Annotated in this window: 13 protein-coding genes and 3 pseudogenes; 4 read left to right on the forward strand and 12 right to left on the reverse strand. The window is 60.2% G+C overall.

Annotated features, from left to right (window positions below):
* Positions 1-25: 25 nt before the first annotated feature.
* From ACYSMR_RS02825 to ACYSMR_RS02840, 4 genes and pseudogenes are all read left to right on the forward strand, one after another.
* Positions 26-484, forward strand: coding sequence for a hypothetical protein (locus tag ACYSMR_RS02825; RefSeq protein WP_461747332.1), 459 nt, complete (start codon positions 26-28; stop codon positions 482-484).
* 135 nt (positions 485-619) lie between these two features.
* Positions 620-1,452 (forward strand): annotated as a pseudogene (locus tag ACYSMR_RS02830) (IS5 family transposase).
* Between the two features lie 245 nt (positions 1,453-1,697).
* A complete protein-coding gene (locus tag ACYSMR_RS02835) occupies positions 1,698-3,092 on the forward strand; it encodes a trypsin-like serine peptidase (protein ID WP_461747333.1) in 1,395 nt (464 codons plus the stop codon).
* A gap of 85 nt (positions 3,093-3,177) precedes the next feature.
* The gene (locus ACYSMR_RS02840) at positions 3,178-5,055 is read left to right on the forward strand and encodes an endonuclease/exonuclease/phosphatase family protein (protein WP_461747334.1); all 1,878 of its coding nucleotides are present in this window, start codon (positions 3,178-3,180) and stop codon (positions 5,053-5,055) included.
* Positions 5,056-5,197: 142 nt separating this feature from the next.
* On the opposite strand, the pseudogene ACYSMR_RS02845 reads toward ACYSMR_RS02840, so the two are convergent.
* The 12 genes and pseudogenes from ACYSMR_RS02845 to nrdF form a co-directional block, all read right to left on the reverse strand.
* Positions 5,198-5,902, reverse strand: a pseudogene (locus ACYSMR_RS02845) (IS1634 family transposase); the annotation flags it as partial.
* A 203-nt stretch (positions 5,903-6,105) separates the two neighbouring features.
* Positions 6,106-6,777, reverse strand: coding sequence for a hypothetical protein (locus tag ACYSMR_RS02850; RefSeq protein WP_461747335.1), 672 nt, complete (start codon positions 6,775-6,777; stop codon positions 6,106-6,108).
* A gap of 341 nt (positions 6,778-7,118) precedes the next feature.
* Positions 7,119-7,899 (reverse strand): annotated as a pseudogene (locus ACYSMR_RS02855) (IS5 family transposase).
* A gap of 67 nt (positions 7,900-7,966) precedes the next feature.
* Positions 7,967-8,581, reverse strand: a complete 615-nt coding sequence (locus tag ACYSMR_RS02860; protein WP_461747336.1) for a hypothetical protein — start codon at positions 8,579-8,581, stop codon at positions 7,967-7,969.
* The gene (locus tag ACYSMR_RS02865; RefSeq protein ID WP_461747337.1) at positions 8,578-9,018 is read right to left on the reverse strand and encodes a hypothetical protein; all 441 of its coding nucleotides are present in this window, start codon (positions 9,016-9,018) and stop codon (positions 8,578-8,580) included. The genes ACYSMR_RS02860 and ACYSMR_RS02865 overlap by 4 nt, the downstream gene beginning before the upstream one ends.
* 397 nt (positions 9,019-9,415) lie before the next feature.
* Positions 9,416-10,834, reverse strand: a complete 1,419-nt coding sequence (locus ACYSMR_RS02870; protein WP_461747338.1) for a zinc-ribbon domain-containing protein — start codon at positions 10,832-10,834, stop codon at positions 9,416-9,418.
* A 607-nt stretch (positions 10,835-11,441) separates the two neighbouring features.
* Positions 11,442-12,491 (reverse strand): TniB family NTP-binding protein, encoded by a 1,050-nt coding sequence (locus tag ACYSMR_RS02875; RefSeq protein ID WP_461747339.1) that lies wholly within the window; start codon positions 12,489-12,491, stop codon positions 11,442-11,444.
* A 72-nt stretch (positions 12,492-12,563) separates the two neighbouring features.
* Positions 12,564-14,681: a Mu transposase C-terminal domain-containing protein gene (locus ACYSMR_RS02880; RefSeq protein WP_461747340.1), complete on the reverse strand. Its 2,118-nt coding sequence runs from the start codon at positions 14,679-14,681 to the stop codon at positions 12,564-12,566.
* Positions 14,682-14,752: 71 nt separating this feature from the next.
* Positions 14,753-15,667 (reverse strand): TnsA-like heteromeric transposase endonuclease subunit, encoded by a 915-nt coding sequence (locus ACYSMR_RS02885; RefSeq protein WP_461747341.1) that lies wholly within the window; start codon positions 15,665-15,667, stop codon positions 14,753-14,755.
* 480 nt (positions 15,668-16,147) lie between these two features.
* Positions 16,148-16,672 carry a Pycsar system effector family protein gene (locus tag ACYSMR_RS02890; RefSeq protein WP_461747342.1) on the reverse strand — a complete coding sequence of 175 codons (525 nt, stop codon included), beginning with the start codon at positions 16,670-16,672 and terminating at the stop codon, positions 16,148-16,150.
* 589 nt (positions 16,673-17,261) lie between these two features.
* Positions 17,262-18,071 (reverse strand): adenylate/guanylate cyclase domain-containing protein, encoded by an 810-nt coding sequence (locus ACYSMR_RS02895; protein ID WP_461747343.1) that lies wholly within the window; start codon positions 18,069-18,071, stop codon positions 17,262-17,264.
* 825 nt (positions 18,072-18,896) lie between these two features.
* Positions 18,897-19,895 carry a class 1b ribonucleoside-diphosphate reductase subunit beta gene (nrdF, locus tag ACYSMR_RS02900; RefSeq protein ID WP_251334679.1) on the reverse strand — a complete coding sequence of 333 codons (999 nt, stop codon included), beginning with the start codon at positions 19,893-19,895 and terminating at the stop codon, positions 18,897-18,899.
* Positions 19,896-19,943: the final 48 nt, after the last annotated feature.

The following is a 19,943-nucleotide window of genomic DNA, read 5'->3' on the forward strand; positions in this document are numbered from 1 at the left end:
CACGAAGATGTGATGCAACCTAGGCATGAGCAACGGTGCCGGCGCGAAAGCACGCCGCAAAGAAGAGATTGCGTTCCTGGTCATGGAACAGGTCCTTGACGTCGACAGCAGGCTCGCGGACGCCGCCGACGGCGACAAGATGCCCGATGGCTCTTGGGTGAATGATGACGGCCGAACGCGAGGCACCGTCGAGATCACCTCGCCTCCGGCCAAGGACTTCTTGGCTGGATGGACCCGAGCGAAGAAGGAAGGCCGACCGCAGACGGAGAGCGGGTCGGTCCCGCTGCGCCTGAACGAACTCGCTGACGTCTGCACCGAGTTGCTCGCGGCGGACTGTGCGCTCGAAAACATCGAGAAGCTGCAAGCCCAGCAGGCTGATGAATGGTGTGCCGCTGATTTCGTGGAGTCGCGAGGAGTCCGCGAGTGTGGGACTTCACCTCCGGCCAGGAAGTCATCGTGCTCCACCACCACACCGGCCTGGTGATCTCAGTGGCACTGCGCTGACGCACTTCACGGGCAAGCGCGAGGCGCTCTCAATTCAGTGCTGTTGACGGTTAACACCTGGTCTCAAACCTGATCGGTCGTTGCTCACGAACCGGCGAGGGTGGACCATGCCTGCATGGCCACACGCAAGCACCCGTGGATGGTCGATGACCGGCTGTGGAAGCTGATCTTCCCGCTCATCCCGCCCCAGCCACCGCCACGAGGCCCGGGTGGTCGACCTTGGATCGATGACCGGGCCGCTTTGGAGAGCATTCTCTTCGTGTTGTACGCCGCGTGTCGGTGGCGGGACCTGCTCCTGACGTTGGGTTGCGGGTCCGGGCACACCGCTTGGCGGCTACGCGACTAGCAGGGGGGCCACAGTCGGGGAGCACCTGGACCGGGCCATGCTCCAGGGGCTGTCCAAAGAGTAGATCCTGGACTGGTCCCGAGCCAGCATCGACTCGGTGTCCGTCCGCCCCGAAGGGGGGAGCGAGCTGACCGGGCCCTACCTCACCCAGCGTGGCAAACCGGGCGCGAAGTACCACCTGCTCACCGACCGAAACGGTACGCCACTGCATGGGTTGGCCTCGGCGGCAAACGTCCACGACAGCAAGCTCTTCGAGCCGCCGTTGGAGGCCGGCCCGGCAGTACATGGCCGACGAGGGCGCCCTGAGTGGTCCCACGCGCAAACCGGAGAAGCAGCATGCGGACAAGGGATATGACTATCCCCGGTGCCGCCGCTATCTGCACTGACGCGGCATTAAAGTGCGTATCGCTCGTCGTGGGATCGAGGTCAAAACCCATCTGGGCCGGCACCGCTGGGTGATGGCGCGGACGATTCCCTGGCCGCTGCAGTTCAAGCACCTCGGAATCCGCTGTGACCGCACCGCAACCACGCTGCTGCTGTTGCTCCTGCTCGCCATCACACTCACCAATATCCGCTGGCTCCGCCAGGTGACCGGCTTGTGAGACCAGACGTAAGTACTACTACGTTTTTCGAATAAACAATGCTTCCCTATAGTTAAGAAGTCAGCCTGGGCTCATAATACTAAACAGTACAGTATTTATATGCATGTGATTTAGGGCCTATTATTACACATGTTCCCAACCGGCAGCCTTGACCGTCCGACAACTCCTATCTCATACTCATGATGTATCCCCTAATATCAATTAGCGAGTCACTTTTTTACACAACGTAGATAAGGAGCTTAGCCATGAGCGATGACGATCTGGTTTCATCTGATAAAGGTACCCAACAAACCGCTTCCAAGCCCTCTGGAGGCACGTCGTTTGATTGGCTTGGGGGTGGATCTGGCGACGGCAAAGGCGCCACCAAGACTACGAGCCAACCCACTGAGACGGGAAGCGAGGTTTCCACCGTCGAATCCGCAGGACAGGATCCGACCACTAGCTCAAATAACGAGTCAATTGCAACAGCGGGCCCGGATCAGGAAGTTACATATGCCGGAGAATCAGCGGGCGAGTTCATCGATGCGACGGAGTCGCAACTAGCGGCGGCCGAATCAGGCGAAGAAAGCGCAGTATCCGATCTACGGGGCATCGAAGGCTTTGAAGAGTCGACACTTGTCAACACCGAATCAGCTCCAACAGACACTGGGTTGGTTGAAGCTGGAGCAGTAGCGAGCGGTAATAATGCTGAATTTTTGCCGATTCTCGCGTCGCTCGTCCCGACCCTGGCCTCGACAGTCGGACCCATGATCGCCAAAGGCATCGCGGGCAGGCTATCGCCCCGAGCAAGACGCGTCATTGGCCGTATGCCAGCTCCGTCCACAGGGGCCGGCATACGGCCCCCTGGTAGCACAGCTGCACTGCTGGCACAGATCGCGCAGTTGCTAAAAACGATGCAAGCGCGCCCTGGCGGTGAGAGCGGCATGGAAGCAGCAGACGAGGCTGTTGTGACCGAAGCAGTCGCGGTTTTGGAAGTGGTCCTGGGCGCCGATGACCGTGTCCGCATCTCAAATACATCAGCCATTCCATGGCGGAAGCTCTGCGCATTACGCATTACATTTCCGACGGGAGCGGTTTACCGGGGCTCCGGATTCTTCATCGGGAAACGCACAGTTGCAACGGCCGGACATTGTGTCTATTTACACAATCAGGGCGGCTGGGCACGCAAGGTTGAAGTGATCCCTGGCGCTAATGGATCGGCGAAGCCCTATGGTTCAGTTGAGTCATCGCAATTTCGTTCCGTTGGCGGCTGGGTCAATGGCAGGAGGCCGGAAAGCGACTATGGCTGCATAGTTCTACCAGCGGGATCATTTGGGGATGGTGCTCCTGGCACCTTTGCTATCCGACCCCTGAGCCCTCAGGAATTGGTAGCGAAGACTGCAGTACTAGCCGGTTATCCTGGCGACAAACCCTTCGCTGAACTCTGGGGCACAGCTCGAAAAATTAAGACGGTTGGCCCCAAGACAATAGCTTACGCCCATGATACAGCAGCCGGGTGCAGTGGAACGTGCATATATATCAAGCATAATGGGGTCCGCGTTGCGGTGGGCATCCATAACTACGGATCCACAACCGAAAACTCAGCGACTCGAATTACCGATTCGGTGGCGCAACAACTAGCAGCATGGAGTCGGCTCTAGGGCGCACCCTCACGCAGCGGGCGGTCCTTTCAAGGACCGTCCGCTGCCTTCGTCGAAAAAGAAGGGTGTCGAGGTGAGTGGAAATTTGAGCGGTTATGTCATGCGCGATCAAAAAGCCGTCCCGGACGTCACTGTCATGATCATTGAAGGCCCCGCTAGGCATGCTGATGTGGCAGCAATAAGCGACTCCGATGGATGGTTTGCATTCGACCACTTGAGCGCAGGACGTTGGGGACTGCGCGCCCTAGATCCTCAGGGTGGTAGCGGTGTGGCATTTGTCGATGTCGAGGACAACGTGCAGAGTGAAGTGACGATCGCGCTAAGTGACGATGGAGAGGGCCCCCACCCTGACATCTGGCGCGAGCAGGACGGCTCCGAGCCCCACCCCGACATCTGGCGCGAGCAGGACGGCTCCGAGCCCCACCCCGACATCTGGCGCGAGCAGGACGGCTCCGAGCCCCACCCCGACATCTGGCGCGAGCAGGACGGCTCCGAGCCCCACCCCGACATCTGGCGCGAGCAGGACGGCTCCGAGCCCCACCCCGACATCTGGCGCGAGCAGGACGGCTCCGAGCCCCACCCCGACATCTGGCGCGAGCAGGACGGCTCCGAGCCCCACCCCGACATCTGGCGCGAGCAGGACGGCTCCGAGCCCCACCCCGACATCTGGCGCGAGCAGGACGGCTCCGAGCCCCACCCCGACATCTGGCGCGAGCAGGACGGCTCCGAGCCCCACCCCGACATCTGGCGCGAGCAGGACGGCTCCGAGCCCCACCCCGACATCTGGCGCGAGCAGGACGGCTCCGAGCCCCACCCCGACATCTGGCGCGTTTCGCTAAACGCGATGGGAATTGCGCTTGAAGAAGAAAGCAAGCCTACCGAAAAAACCTCCCAGAATTCGCAAGGGAGCGCCAAAAACGACGGCGTTTGCTTGGAAGGCGAACCGCTTCAAAAAACCCGCACTCACTCTAAGGTATCGCACAATTTGCATTTTAAGTCCGAAAACCAAAAAATTGCACTTTGGAAAATAAAACAATCGATCCCGGGAGGAGTAAGAAATGATTTGACGCGACTCCAAAACGCCCTGAAAACGGAGATACCGGCCAAGGCGACAAATAACCTACTTATTGCCACCTGGAATGTGCGAAATTTTGGCAATCTAACGGCGAAGTGGACGGCTGGTCCAAAAGATTCCCCGAAACGAGACTGGCACGCTGTCGCGTGCATCGCCGAAATCGTTTCCCACTTCGATGTCATTGCTTTGCAGGAAGTTCGACGTAATCCCGCATCAATTCGCTGTCTTCTGAATCATCTAGGACCTCGATGGCGGGTAATTGCCTCGGACGTGACCGAAGGAGATGCTGGCAACGGCGAACGACTGGCATTTCTATATGACACCTCCCGGGTGGAGGCCTCCGGGCTAGTAGGAGAGATTGTGCTGCCCTCTAGCGCAGGGAATCCTTCGGAGCAGTTCGCTCGGACGCCCTATGCGGCTGGATTTATTCGCGGAAACACCGAGTTCACCTTGACCACCGTTCATGTCCGGTGGGGCGCCAGCGCCATGGAGCGGCTGCCAGAAATTATCAATTTTGCCCAGTGGATTCAGGAGTGGGCCAAGCGAAAAAATGACTGGAACCCAAATTTATTAGTGCTCGGGGACTTCAACATTGACCGCATCCACGACCCTCTGTACCAGGCGTTCGTTTCCGAAGGACTGTGGCCACCAGTCGAACTGAACAAAGCGCCCAGAACCATCTTCGATGATGACCAGAACCGGCACTTCTATGATCAGATTGCCTGGTTCTCGACGCCTTCCGGGGCGTCATTGCTCCAATCAATGACTTATTCGCAGCGCGCTGGATTCTTTAATTTTGCTCCTCATGTCATGATTGGCATGACACGCAAAGAGATCTCCTGGAAAATTTCTGACCACTTCCTCCTTTGGGTCGAGTTTTTACACTAAAAAATACAAGCACTCCTCGTGACTGTAATCGGCGCTATTTTACGCACTTTTCATGCCCCGTCGCGGCGATAGCCGAGACTCTTCCCATTGGGACTTCTTATATCCCTTAGAATGCAAGCTAAGCTTGCCATCAAGACGTTGTTTGGAACTGCTGGATGATCGGCAGGATCGTGGCGACTTCGGCCTTGTTGCCCTTAAAACACCCCACTTCCAGGGGGAACCCGGCCCGGTCTACGAGCAGCTCCCCGACGACCTGCAGGTCCACGCGCCACTCCTTCGAATGACCGACCTTGCGTAGCTCATCCTCTTGCTCGGCCTCGACGTAGAGAGTGGTCACGTTGTACAGGATCAGCGACAACACCCCGTAACCGGCGGCGTGGGCCAAGCACGCCGCCGCGATCTGGTCGCGGTAGCCGCGTTGCTGGGCCCGAGCTAGGCACCGAAACATCGTGCGCAGCGACGCGTGCGGCACACCGAGCTCGTCCAGGGCCCGTAGCTAGTCGGCCTTGCTCCCCGGTTCCACAATCCGCGCCAGCACCAGCGCCTTAAACGCCTCATCCCCCAGGGCATCGAACCCCAGCTTGGCGTACGCGCTGGTCAGAACCTGCCAAAGTACCGCGTTGCACAAGCCGGTGATTACCGACTGTGCCGCCGGCACCACGCCCGCGCTCATGTCGAGTTCCCCTAACCCGGGTGCATCTTCACCCCGGCCGCCCTCCAGCAGCGCGGTCAGCTTGGCCTCGGTGTGCGCTGACCCCAGGTGCTCCAGGACCCTTGTCCCGCCCACCCCGGCGCCCCGAAGCTGTCCGGACCTAGCGCACGAACGCCACGACCCGACCCTACTCATCCGCTTAGTGTGTTGCCGATCCCCACCACAAGACACTGACCAGCGAAGTCAGCCAACATCCCTGAAGTGGCACGAGTCAGGTCCGACATCAACCAGCAATGGTGTGAGTAGCAGGGAACCACCCGGGCGTCAGTCACCGGACCGAGCCCAATAGATTTGTCACTCGGGCGCCATCGTGTCAATAAACTCTGTCAGTTCTAGAGCTAGACTGCGCCAGATTTTTCAGAAAAAGAAGATTTCAAATCATGCATTCGTTTCATGGAATCAGTTAAGAGATCAGAAACCGGCGCCCAACGCTTCTTAGATTCCTGGATACGCCTGTCAGCCGCCTCGTACTCCCCTTTTTCAACTAGCGACAAGGCCTGTGTCGCCTCATACCTCAGCCATTCGGCTGAGGCGTCAATTCCATCCGACAGAAGTGAGTCCACATCCATTAATTGCCGAAATAAGTAAAATAGTTCCTCATTCTCTTTCTTATTTAAAACTTTTGTAAACCATGGCTTTAAAAACTCGTTATAGGTGTTCCATATTTCTTTGCATTTTGCTTTTGCCTTCCGCATCTCAGCTCTTTGTTGACCGGAAGTAAGCCTCCGTAACTTTTCCGAAACTTCCATGGTGGCTACGTCACTCTCCAGACGGGGCACTCGAATTTTTAAAAACTCGTTGACTTCGTTTTCGATTGCCGCGTACGTTCCACTCAACTCCTTGAGAACCTCCTCAAGTTTGACGCGAGCTTCGTTTGGTCTTTTCATTAATTTTCGTTGTACACGCTCTAAGTATCCTAGCTCTTTGACTAGATCAAGGAATGCCTTAAGGGAAACTTCAGCAGCAGATTTAGCATACTCAGCAAAGGGGTCACTCATGGTTCGTGCCACACTTTCATTAAAAAATGGCAGGATGGGCTGACATGCACTAAAATCCTCCAAGCTGAAGTGCGGGTCAAGTCCATATCAGATTTGTGACCTCCATTACGTCGTTCCTGCGCCACATGGGCGTGAACCGCAAACATGTGGTGGCGCCCGCCTCAATCCTTCTCCAGGTACATATATAGCGCCCCAGAGATTCTCAGATAGGGGAAATTTAGCCCTTCACAATAAAATGTGGGTAACAGGCGCATAGAGACGACTGAGAGGGCGTGTTGTGAGGGGTAGGTATGGGCCGAGGCATACAGGATGAGAGGTTTTAACGCCTGGTCTCGCCTGGTCGTCTGGCGCTGCTAGCGGAGGTGGATGAGGGTGACAGCGATCAGGAGCGGTGGTAGCAGCGTGCCTGTGATGCGGTCATAGCGCAGCACGAGTCGCTTGAAGCACAGCACCGAAAAGATGGTGCGCTCCACCACCAGCGGTGTCGGGTCAGGTGGTTCTTGTCCTCGATCCCACGACGGGCGATATGGACCTTGATACCGCGTCGGTGCAGGTACCGGCGGCACCATGGATAGTCGCACCCCTTGTCCGTGTGTAGCTTTTCCGGGCGCCGCCGGGACCGTCCTGGACGTCCGCGTCGGGGACGAACACTGGGGTTGGTCTCCAGCAACGGCTCGAAGAGCCGGTTGTCGTGGACGTTCGCCGCGGATACCGGTACGTGCAGCGGCAGACCGTTTCGGTCGGTGAGCAGGTGGTACTTCGTCCCCGGCATCCCGCGGTCGGTCGGGTGGGGCCCGGTCAGCTCCCCCTGTGGCCTGCACCGACACCAAGTCGATGCTGGTTCGGGACCAGTCGAAAATTTGCTCCTCGGACCGCTCCTCGCGCACGGTCCGGTGGAGCTGCTGCCAGACCCCGGTCTGCTGCCACTCGCGCAACCGCCGCCACGCGGTGTGCCCGGACCCGCACCCAAGCTCCGGGGGCAGATCCCGCCACCGGCACCCGATATGAAGCACGAACAGGATCCCCCTCGATGGCGGCCCGGTCATCGATCCGAGGCCGACCACCTGGTCCTCGAGGCGGTGATTAGGGCGGGACCAGCCGGGAAATCAGCTCCCACAACCGGTTATTGACCATCCGCTGGTGCTTTCTCGTGGCTATGCAGGCATGGTCAGCCAACCGGACGAGAGCCAGCAACGACCGATCAGGTTCTGAGACCAGGTGTAAGGATGTGCTCGAGCTCGTTGGACAGCTCGAGCAGCAGGCGTTCCTCCTGGGACCTATACGCTACTTCTCGTCGGAGCGTCACGACGCGCATGACCCCAAGCGAATCCGGGCCCTGCCGTCCCCGCCGTTTCTCCTGAACACCGGAGACCGGTCGCGCTCTCCCCTCCCGCTTGGATGCCGTAAGTCTAGCGACGGCCTCAGGGCTCGATGCATGGCCGGAGTGCAGTTCCCCTGCAACGATGCGCCGGGCCAGAACGGCGTTGACGTCGGCGAGCAACTGGGCATCGCTAAATCGGAACTCGTGCTGGGACGCCGCGTACACAAGCACGAGCATCTTGATCTGCAAATGATGAACACTGCGGGCGTCGAGGGCCCCGTCGATCGCCTTGGCTAGTGCGTCCCACTGCCCCGGGGGCGTCTCGGTGTGCCTGTCCAACAGGTGGGTACGCCAGAAGTAGTAAGCGGCAACCAACAGCGCGAGCACTGTCCCGACCGGCGCCAATGCATTGAGGTGGTCCAGCCACAACGGCAGCTCGACGACGGGATCATCTATCCGAAAGTTCATCCATTCGTCCCCTTTTGTGGCGCTCACAGGCCGGAGGTTCCGAAGCGCTGCTCTGGATGCTCATCGTGGTCTTCGCCGAGCAGGGCCGACAGCCATGCCTGCTCTTCGCGGGGAAGGTGGGGGTTCTGGGCCAGGTGCTCAAGAGAGCGGCGTCCCAGTCGCCGGACCTCTTCGGACGGCGCTCTGGCCGCTTTAAGGGCCGACAATACACGCCTGTCCCACACCCTCAGGCGGTAGAGGCGATAGACGAACAAGGCGGTGACGGCCCATGACAGCGCGGTGAGGAAGGACAGGAGGCGCTGGTGTTCAACCAGGCGGTCAACCCCCTCCCAGAACCCGTCCAGAGCGAGGACCACCCAGGGCACGCCGACTATGTACAGCAAGCTCAGAAGCACGAATAACGCGGGTGTCACGAGCCACCCCTTGTGGGCCAGGAGGTCACGAGGCTTGGCGGGTGTGGTCATCGAGGGCGCTCCATTCGCTCAGGAACCCGCCATAGCAGCTGGTCGCATCAAGCACTCGGTCGGTCCTGACGATCTAGGTCACTGTCTCATGTGTGCGGACACTGCCCGAGAAACATCGCTACCTCATGATGGCTATCTTCTAAGTGCTTGCTCAGCGGACGGACACACTGGATGAATGTGTGTCGGTAGTTAGGAACCGTGTTGATAGTTTCGCGGCAAGCGGGACGGCTCCCGTCAGGGCTGGCGCCGCCGCGGCGAACAGTGGCTAGTGTGGCTTCGCTTTTCTTGGCGGAGTACTGGTGCAAATCGAGGAAAAATTACCCACAGCTGTCGGAGCCCTGAAGACAAGTGCGTTCGAAGGGCTGGCCTGAACTAGGCCCATGCTAGAGACCGGGCGTCAGCAGAGGCTCTCTTCCGCCCTGGTACGGGCCGTCCCATTTCGCTTGCGCGTGTCCCAACTCTGCCGTCCTCGGGTGAGCTTGCGTTGTCCTCGTGCCACGCGGTTCTCCGGAGCGCACTCGGTGCAACCGCCCGCTCGGCGGCGGTTCGCCACCGTAGCAGATTGGGTGTGGCCGAACCGGCAGGTCCACCACCAGGGGTGACTGGTCGCCACGGTCTGTGATGGTTCCGTCTGGTTGAGGAGCGGGTCCCAGTCTTTCACCAGATCTGGTTCCTTTGTCGCGAGGTCGTTGACACCGGTCAGGAGTAGGCGGCCGGTGTCCACAGGGCAGGTGATTTTCTGTTGCTGGCATCTATATGTGATGGATTCCTGGAAAGGGTGTCCATCTCGGCACTGCCACCACACCCTCACCTCGCTGCCGGTCTTGACCATGGAGGGGTTGAGGTCTCCATTGCGGGTGGGGTGCCACCATGCGGCAATGTCGGGCCTGACCGTCGCCAGATCGTTGGTGCCAGGAATCAGGATGTGGCCGATGCATTTCTGGCAGCGACCGCCCGTTTCGACCAGCTTGGCGGGGACGCGCGTGAAGGGGTGACCCTGGGCGCATCGTAGATGAATCTTCAGTCTGGAATTGCCCGCGGAGACGTTGGTCGGCTTGAGTTCCCCGTTGGCCTCGTGGTCCCACAGGGCTGCCAGTTCCGGGTGGGTCGTGGCCAAGTCGTTGTAGCCGGTTTGGACCGCTTTGCCGGCGCAGCCGGGACAGCCGGTGCCATGTTTTGTGCGGTTGGTGATGTAGGCCTGGTATCGGTGGCCCTTGTCGTCGATCCAGCCGACCTTCTTGTTGGTCCCGAGCGAGACCATGAACGGCGTCAGGTCCCCGTTGGCGTCCTGGTCCCATTCAGCGCGGAGATGGGGAAGAACGTCACCGAGGGAGTTCAACCCTTCCACGACTCGTTGACCGGAGCAGATGGAGCAGTGGAATGCTTCACCTGGATACCGGCGGGCCTGTCCCTTGGAGGTGCGCTGGACGTGTCCGTTGTCGCATATCAACAACAGTGCCCTGCCCGTTGCTGAGTGGGAGACCACGTAACGGTTCTCCCACCACCGGTCGTCGTCTCGTCCGGCGGTACGCAGGCAATCCATGGATCGGTGAAACGGTTCCATGGGGTATCGGATGGCCGGCAGATCTAGGCCAGCCTCGGGAAGGAGGGCGGGTTCGAAGGCATCCACTGCAGCTTCACCGTGAAGGACGCTGCGCACCCACACGGCTGTGGGCCTCAAGAGCAGCCACACTTGATCGCACAGTTCGGGGGTGGGCTGCGGCGCCTTGGTCTCCAACATGATGGACAGCCTCGCGTATCGATCCGCGAACGGCACAGTCTCGTCCAGCACGACCGCCTGCACTTCGGGGTCCACAACGGACGCCAGGACGGAGGCAACCCACGGGAGGTCTTCGGGACGGGCTACACTGTGGTGCTCTGCCCCACGGGCGGACCCCACTCGGCGTACCACTTCCTCAACCAACCGTGCGGTGATCCGTCCCTTGCTGTAGAGATCAGCGATCTGCAGATCCGCTTCTACGACCTCCAGCGGTACCCGATGTGCTGTCCATTCACCCGGTGGGTGCGGCGTGTAGGTCGACGGTCGTTTGGGTGAGGGACCGGGGGCGATCCATCGGTGATGTGCTGAGCAGGTGTACCTGTGGCCATCCCACACATACTCGGCTCCCGGGTCACCGACGCACTCAGCGCACAGGTGCGCCGAAAAAGACTCGTTGCCCGTTGGGGCTGTGAGCGTTCCAGGCGCCAGTTGGCACAGCGTCTGGCACAGGAGGACCATCCGTTGCGTGACCTGAGCTGGGGTGGCGCGGGTGCCCAGGACACGCGAAACGTGGGCGTACGCGAGGTGGCTGATGACGCCTCGGGTCGCATGCAGTCTCTGCTCCAGGCGGTGAGTGAAGCTGTAGACGGTCTCCCCCTGCCACCCGGTCATACGCAGAGCGGGTGGCAGGGAACGGTTCAGGTCAACCTGCATCAAGGAGCTTCTTCCGCTTATGGGCTCCAGGCAGTGGCGCTGGTTCGTCGACGCCCCCATGGCTCACCTCGGCGGCGTAGTCCCGCACGGACTGTTTCAACAGATCTGGGGTCAGGGCTTCATTGCCGGGGTCGTCAGCGAGGATCAGCTGGGCAGCTGCGTCGACCATCACGGCTTTAAGCGTGCCGATGTTTCCACCGGTGTACCCGTGGAGCCATTCGGCTTCGGCGCTCACCTCCTCCGGCTGTGTGGCATACAGCGGAAGTGCTCTGGCGAAGGCGCCGACAATGTTCGCCCACTCCTCTGCCTGCTCATTGGTCAGCGCGCCACTGAAGTCGCTGACTTTGACGTTGAACACTCGGCGTCTCAATTGCAGGCCTGCGTCCCCGAACAGCAACCCTGAGCCCGTGAGGTTGAGGCCTGAGTAGACAATGGTGCCCTCGAAGTAATTCGTCAGGTCTTTCAGGTTGTTCACCGCCGGGCGGGCGGTGGACTCGGCGCCGTTGAGCATCTGCACCTCGTCCAGGACGATCATCTTCGTGCCGACCGCGGGCAGGGCTTCTTGCAGCATGGTCGCCAGCTCTGTCTCGGTGTCGGACTTCTTGAACGGCAGAGCCAGGAACCGGGCGATCCGTTGCAGGGTTCCTTTGATGGTGCGGGTCGCGGGGATGGAGACGTACACGGCCGGTACGGCGCCCGCCAGAAGTGCACCGGGATGTTCCTTTTCGTAATGGGACAGGTAGTACTTGATCAGTGCGAGGCAGGCGGTGGACTTGCCCGAGGACGCCGGGGCGGAGAGCATCACACCGCGGCGTCCGATCAGCGAGCCCTCGTTCATCATCTCGACCTTCGTGAACAACTCAATCAGCTCACGGATGGTGCCGGTGGTGATGATCATCTGTCCCGCCATGAACCTGATGCGGGCCTTATTGAACGCCAGCTTTTCGTCGATCCCGAGGGCTTCGTAAGCGGCCTGGTCCAACATGGTGAACCGGTCGTGGTGGGGCCCGAGCAGCTGATTCAGGGACTCCCACTGCATAAGGGAGTGGTCTTCCTCGATGGGCCCAGGGACCGGGGGTGGGGCGCTTCGGGACATCTCGGTCAGCGTTCGTCAGAGTCCGGTCCGGCCTTGAGGCGCTTCCGGGTCGACAGGCCCTGGTGTGTTCGTCCCATCGCCTGGAGGGGCCGTGGCGGGCGGGCCTGGCTCGGCAGAGTCGGTGCCCCCGTTGCGCGGGGGGTGGGTGTCGATGACGGTGTCCGGATCGAACAGGTCATACGCACCAGTGTCCCTCACGCCGGCCCACACGTGCGAGGGGTCGGCCGGACCCACTACCGTGGTGGACGTGGGATGGGGCATTCCCTGTTCCTCGGCCAGTCTTTCCCTGGCCTCCCGCTTCTCGGCGTCACGGAACTCCTTCTCCGCTGCCGCGAAAGCACCCCTCACTACGCGCCTGGACAGGGCATGGGCGTCCTTCTTGGGTATCTGATAGCCCAATTGCGCGATGTTCTCCGCGGCCTCGCGGGTCGCGCGTTCGAACGGCGCGTCGAACGCCTCAGAGTTCACCCACGGGCACTCGATGTACGATCCCGCATCCGGAAAGCCCGGCAGGTCCGGGACGTGGAGCCAGACCACGGTCGGGCTATTCGGGTCGTAGTGGACCTCCCACTGGTCGCCGGCCAGCTTGTTCCCGGAGGGTTGGCCCCGATAGGGGTCCACATCGGGGCTGTCGTAGTGGCGGTAGTTGATCTGGATCCCTCTGCGCCCGACCACCCGGTCCACGGAGGGCAACAACGCGATGTAGGCGCTCTCACTGATCGGCCGGAACAGGCAACCGGTTCTGTAGGTCAGAGCCTCATACATGGTGTTGGGACTGTACCGGCGGCCAGGATGTGCCGGGTTGACCAGCGCGTCGGTCTCCAGATTGTTCCAGACGTGGCGGATCCACAGGTCCAGGACATAGGCCAAGGTGTGGACGCTGATCAGGTCCGGCCGCTTCGCAATGTCGCGCCCGCGGTTTCCCGGGTCTCCCCCGGTGAAACCGGGTAGGTAGCGGACGAACATGTCTTTGATCGTACGGTGGGCTCGTTCCACCTCGGGCTTGTCCGTGCCGGTTCCCGGGGCCGCGTCGGTGGTGTCGATGCAGAAGCGGTGGCAGGCGGCATGGAAGACGTTCGACTGGTATTCCCTGCCGTTGTCCATCATGATGCGCGAGGGCACGATGAGCGGCCGGCCGGTGTCTTTGCCCTCCAGCTCGGCCTCGATCAGCGCCTTGGCCCACGGCATTGTGCGCAACTCGTTGAGGTCGAACGGCAGGTTCGGTCCGGGCCGCAGCTCGGGGATCGTCAAGGTCTTCGCCAACAGGTACGCCAAATCAACACCTCGGAGGCCGTCGGTGACCATGGAGGCGGGTATGCAGTGGGTCGCCTTGTCGATGAATGTCGTCAGGGTCGGACGAAACGGTTTGCCGTTGTCCCCACGCACCATGACATCCATCAAGGTGGAGTCGATCTGGAACTCCTCACCGGGAGCGTAAGCAGGTCGACCTTTCTGGTAGCCCTTGCGGGCGCTCTCATTCGTGAGGCGATTGATTGCGCTTCCAGTCGTATACCGGCCATGGGTGATGATCTCGAGCTTCCGGCGAAGAGTCTGATCCGAGGGCAACCGGTCCAGTTCGCCGGGGTGCTTTTCCGCCCATTCTCCGCGGATTTCGGTAATCAATTGCTGCATGGATGCGGTCGACTCCTCCTTCGCCGCATTCACCCGTCGGACCATCAGCGAGAACAAGCGGGGATCGATGTTATCGAACGGGCCCCGGACCCGGATGGATCGACCATCCACAAGAGCTGTCGTGTCCTGGCTTTTCAACTTGCGGACAAGCCTTTTCAAGTTCGAACGGGACGTCCCGCGGAGTTTCAACGGGGCCAGCTCAGCGGCCTTGCGGTCCAGGCGCTCACATTGGGTCGTGGTCGCCGGGTCGTATTCCGGGCGGTAGGTCTTGGCGTCGAGCGGCTTGCCGTATGCGATTTCCTCGACGTGGGGAGTCAACAGATCTCTTCTGGCCTTCTGCAGCGGCGGAAGGCTCTTCTCGGCGACCCGGACGTCTTCGACGTTGTCCATCGGGATCTCTGAGAGTCCCGAGCGACGTATTACTGCCGCATACGTCATCGTCAACGTTTCACCGGTGAGCGTGTTGAACAGCGCCAGGTCGGATCCCTGGCGTCCCTCCACGAGATAGTCGACACCGTCCAAAGTGATGGGTCGTGCAGGGTCCAGTCGTAGCGGGTGGTCTTGCATCTCGTTCAGGCCTTCCAGACCAGGGTGTCGTCATCCAGCGGTGTGGTCCTGTCGTAGTCCAGCACCCGGGTGAACATCAAATGCTGGATGGCCGGTAGATACCGCCATTCGGGGTCCGGGCAGAGCCGACGGGCCAGGTTCATCATTTCGATGGGCTCGACAGCGGCTTCTAGAATTCGTGTAAGGAAGACCGCGTCCGGGGCCTCGAAGCGATGACGGTACCGGCCCAACCACTCCAGGTTGGATTGTTGGAATCCGGGCAGTGGTTCGATCACGGTGTAGCCCAAGCCGGCCTGTTCACACAGGTGGGCGCTGCGGTTGAACTTATCGATGTCGTGGAGGTTGGTGAACTGCAGATCGCGGACATCTACAACAACGGTGACCCCGGCAGGGGTGCGCAAGGCGTAGTCAGGATAGTGGTACACATCGCCTCGAAGCAGGAAGCAGCACGGTTGGGAGGCGATCGCGGCGATGGACATCGTGTGTTCGATCTGCAGGAGCGCCGAGCGTTCCGTCATGGACTCATGCCATACCTGCTGGCGGGTCTGACCGACCACGTAAAGCCCTTCATGGTGGACCCTCCGCGGATACTTGGGGCCCACTCGGATTGGCACGGCGCGGGTCAAGTCACCTTTGAAAGGACTTCCGTCCACCACATATGTCTGTGGGCCGCCCATCCGAGCGGGATAGTGCCACCGAATCTCTTCCAGGCCGTCCTTGATGCGCACTCCCTGGTACGGGTGCGATGACCGTGCCTGATTCCTGCCGGACTGCGGGAACACGCCACTGGGACCCCAGTCCAGAGGCTCTTCTCCGCCAAGACGCTGCATAGCGGTCCACCTTCGGCGCCGACAACGGCGCCAGCAACTGAGCATGACAACCCGTCCCCAGCCTCGGGAGAGGTCGGTTGGTGACATCATGCCTCAAAGGCGGTAGTGCAGACCACAGTTGGTGCTGGACTCGACCTCAGTTCACGGCTTCAGGGGCAGTATCAACCCCGCTTTTGAGCGTACGCAACCACACTTGCGACAGCGGGTACGTTAGTTGTAGCAATTGCAAACCTCTGTCAGGTGTGTTTCTTCGCTTCCAGTTGCGCATACGGCATGCGGGACATCCATGGAGTTGCTACACGGCAGCCACGTTGTCGAATAATGAACACAGTGGGCCAAGCAGATGGGAGCAGTCTCCGCCGTGACCTTGGCTATGAGCGAGAAATGGACCTCTCTCGATATTCGCGATGACACACGATAGGCACCGCCGAGGTGGGTATCACATGCTCATGGCATGCTGGCGCATACTTCTGCAAGGGTAACTTTCGAAAGCTTTTCAACGATCGTTGGCAGACTGCTACCGCATAAGCAGTGGTTAAAAACGTATATCCGGGGACATCAAGGTGCACTTTATGAGGACAGAGCAACTAGAAGACCCGCCGACACAAACGACCCGAAGTAGAACCTCAAGGCCCATCGGAACCAGCGGTACTTTTGCTGAGCTATCTTGGCCAGCGTGTGCGCCTGCTCCCATGCCTCTCTCGCAATCGAGTCGCCTGGCATGCCTACGGGGGGTAGGTCTCGAGCAGCCATGCTCGGCCAAGAAAATCGATTCTCTAAGGAACCTGGTGGGGTGCGGGGCGTCAGGGCGCGGTATATACATCCTACTGCGATAACGGCCGCGAGGGCGAAACCAACCAGGGACACGGCTAGCAGAACCAAGTAGCTACCCGTGGACGTAGTGAAGCTGGAGTGGATGTCCGCTGACCGCGAAGCAATTGCCGTAAGCAGCACACCCAGGGCTGCCGCGAGGATGGTGGTCTTGGTATCGGCATTCTTGACCCAATTGCCCGTCTCCTGGATGGCCAGCTTGGCATCCTCCCAGTAAGGCTCGGAACTACTTGGTACTTCTTTGCCGAACAGATCACGCAGCACGGGTCCCGATGCCTTCCGTGGGCCACCTACCCGAAGCGAGCCAATCGATGTAGCAAGCGTGCCAATGTGCTGTCCAGGCTACTACCGAGGCGATACTGTCTCGTTCAGGGTCCCAGTCTTCAGCCGCAGCAACGCACAGGTTTCCGTTGAGGTACAGATGGGGGGACTTCCGGAAGTGTCGGCCTTCGCGCCGTTGTCGCTGGTTGGGTCCCACGGGAACAACTGCGGGCAGGCTGCGATCGGTGCGGTGGCGGATGATGATTCGGAACCTTCCCCGGCCCGTGTCGATGACCCCTGCCCAAGCCGGCGGATATTCACCGTCTGCAGGCACTTCAAAGAAAGAGGGGAAGTGAGCTCGCATTTCCTCCCGGTCCCTTTCCAGGATGCCAGGGGTTTCCCACCACTTCTCACCGATTACCGAAGGAGGTGTGGGTTGCTCCCCGCCGTGGAAGGTATGCGGGGTGATGGTCAACCCACTGACCGCCGCTGTGGTACCGGTTTTGAACCTGACTCTTCCGGAATCATCCACGTACCGAGGAGTGTTGTGGCCGTGCTTGCGTAGCATCCCAGCGATTGTCATGGCTTCCTTTCACCAATACTGAATCGACTCGAGAGGATTTCCTCTCAATTCTTCCACAGTACTGTCCACTTCGGAGAGGGCGTTCTGCCAAGAATAGTTGTAGAAGTTGTAGGACTTGGTCTGGTAGTTACGTGTGTATCTTTTAGGGGAATCCCGGTGTGTCCGCAAACAGTCCGAGCTTCCGATGTGGTTGGCAAACCCCTCCCCAACCACCGTCTCCCAGGCGGCCGCTGCCTTCTCGCACTTGGCGGCAAAATTAGAGGCGAACCCGATAACGTTGACTTCGTTGACCTCGTGGGTGCCGCTCTTGATGAACACTGCGTTCCCGTAGTCAGCGCCAGCACGAGCTACGACAGGCTGAATGCCTTCAGCTTTCAAGCGCGGATTAAGCACTGTCTGTACTGCGTCAAGGGCCGCCGCGCAGGCCATGGCAGCCGCCGATACCGCCGCGCGGGGATCGTCAGTTGGTCCGAACCCAGCGAACATGCCGTCTCCGCGCAGTCCCAGGACATGGCCCCCAAGTTTCTGGACTACGTCGGTGAACCCAGAGAGAACTGCGTGAGCGAGGGCAGCCACATCTTCGGCATCATCCCAGAACGTCCTACTGGTGAACTGGCTCAAATCCAAGAAAATCGAAGCCATCTCAAAACTTCGTCGCTGTCCCACCTTCAGGTCAGCCGCCATGGGATGACCTGTTTTGATTTCTGCAGCAGAAGCCAGCAGACTTTCTCTCAACTGCACATCAGCACTGCCATGCTGCAATGTTGAGAAGCGACGAAGTACGCCTTCCCCAAATTTCTGGCCCAAGTCTGTCGACACTCAGATTCCTTTCCCAGCGTCGGGAACCCACCTGCCACACGGGGCACGGAACTGTCAGATGCTGATAAATTCACATGAAATTCATCATGAGCGTCCGAAACACCGAGGCGCTGCCCATGATGGCTTTGGCCGCTCCATACCGCCCACGACGCCCTAGAATTACTTGTTAGTTCTGGGCGGGGTGCTGGTCGGCACCCTGATGGGTGCCGACCAGCCGATCGTCACTTGATGCGTACGCGGCGGGTGGTCGTAGTAGTCACGATCCTGACCTTCACAGGTCCCCGGCGAACCGTCTGGGTACGACGGATAGTCGCCATGTCTGCCTCCTTCCTCGGCAATAGGCCCGAGGAGGAAGCCGCGACCCTGGTGATCGCAGAAAACTTCGGTAAGCTGTCAGATGCTGTCCCAAGCAGCCAACAACCCCTCGGGGGTTTCCGGTCCGGACCTGCTGGAACAGGTCCGGACCGGACATTTTCTGCCTCATTGCTGAGGTCAGCTACTATTCGCCACTCTTCTGCGGCAAACCTCAGTCCCTGCATCGCATTTAGACCGTGGCGATAGCGCCCACATGTCTACTCCGTCGTATGCCCTTGCAGACACAGCCGTCTGGACTGCTTTTGCGGGCCTACACGTGAATCCAGGGGCCAGTCCAACTCCATGGTCCCGAACACCCTTGCAGCCATCCCAGCCGGCGAGCTACCACCCCTTCGAAATCGTGCCCCGGAGGAGGCATCGTGACACCGAAGGGACCAAAGGATCGGATGTGGTGTTCTAGGACCAACTAAGTTGTCAAAAGGTCCAAGTAGCTTGTCAATTTACACAGGATCAGAAGTCCCAGTCCTCGTCCTCCGTGTTCACGGCCTTGCCGATCACGTAGGAGGAGCCCGAGCCGGAGAAGAAGTCGTGGTTCTCGTCGGCGTTCGGGGACAGCGCCGAGAGGATCGCCGGCGAGACGTCGGTCATGTCCTTCGGGAACAGCGCCTCGAAGCCCAGGTTGTTCAGGGCCTTGTTGGCGTTGTAGTGGAGGAACTTCTTGACGTCCTCGGTCCAGCCCACGGCGTCGTAGAGGGACTCGGTGTAGAGCACCTCGTTCTCGTAGAGCTCCTCGAGCAGCTCGTAGGTGTAGAGCTTCAGCTCGTCCTGGCGCTCCGGGGTCTCTTGGGCCAGGGCGCGCTGGAACTTGTAGCCGATGTAGTACCCGTGCACGGCCTCGTCGCGGATGATCAGGCGCACGAGGTCGGCCGTGTTCGTCAGCTTCGCCCGGGAGGACCAGTACATGGGCAGGTAGAACCCGGAGTAGAAGAGGAAGGACTCGAGCAGGGTCGAGGCCACCTTCTTCTTCAGCGGGTCGTCGCCCCGGTAGTACTTGACGACGATGTCGGCCTTCTTCTGCAGGTACGGGTTCTCCTTCGCCCAGCGGAAGACCTCGTCGATCTCCTTCATCGAGGACAGGGTCGAGAAGATCGAGGAGTAGGACTTCGCGTGCACCGACTCCATGAAGGCGATGTTGGTGTACACGGCCTCCTCGTGCAGGGTCGTGGCGTCCCGGATCAGGGACACGGCGCCGACGGTGGCCTGGATGGTGTCCAGCAGCGTCAGGCCGGTGAAGACCCGCATGGTGAGCTGCTGCTCGTCCTCGGTCAGCGTCTTCCAGGACGGGACGTCGTTGGACAGCGGGATCTTCTCCGGCAGCCAGAAGTTGGCGGTCAGGCGGTCCCAGACCTCGGCGTCCTTGTCGTCGCCGACGCGGTTCCAGTTGATGGCCTCGGCGCGGAGCATGTCCAGCGCCGTCTGCTCGACGTTCTCGCTCTTCTCGAGAGTCATGGTCTGTGTCTTCCTCGAAGTCTTCCTCGAAAGGTGTGGACCCCCGCG

It is taken from the genome of Kocuria sp. U4B, assembly GCF_054875615.1.

Bases quoted from the DNA above. Each gene is read 5' to 3' on its own strand.
- ACYSMR_RS02825 (WP_461747332.1), top strand. From the start codon at position 26: ATGAGCAACGGTGCCGGCGCGAAAGCACGCCGCAAAGAAGAGATTGCG.
- ACYSMR_RS02835 (WP_461747333.1), top strand. From the start codon at position 1,698: ATGAGCGATGACGATCTGGTTTCATCTGATAAAGGTACCCAACAAACC.
- ACYSMR_RS02865 (WP_461747337.1), bottom strand. From the start codon at position 9,018: ATGACCACACCCGCCAAGCCTCGTGACCTCCTGGCCCACAAGGGGTGG.
- ACYSMR_RS02875 (WP_461747339.1), bottom strand. From the start codon at position 12,491: ATGCAGTGGGAGTCCCTGAATCAGCTGCTCGGGCCCCACCACGACCGG.
- ACYSMR_RS02885 (WP_461747341.1), bottom strand. From the start codon at position 15,667: ATGATGTCACCAACCGACCTCTCCCGAGGCTGGGGACGGGTTGTCATG.
- nrdF (WP_251334679.1), bottom strand. From the start codon at position 19,895: ATGACTCTCGAGAAGAGCGAGAACGTCGAGCAGACGGCGCTGGACATG.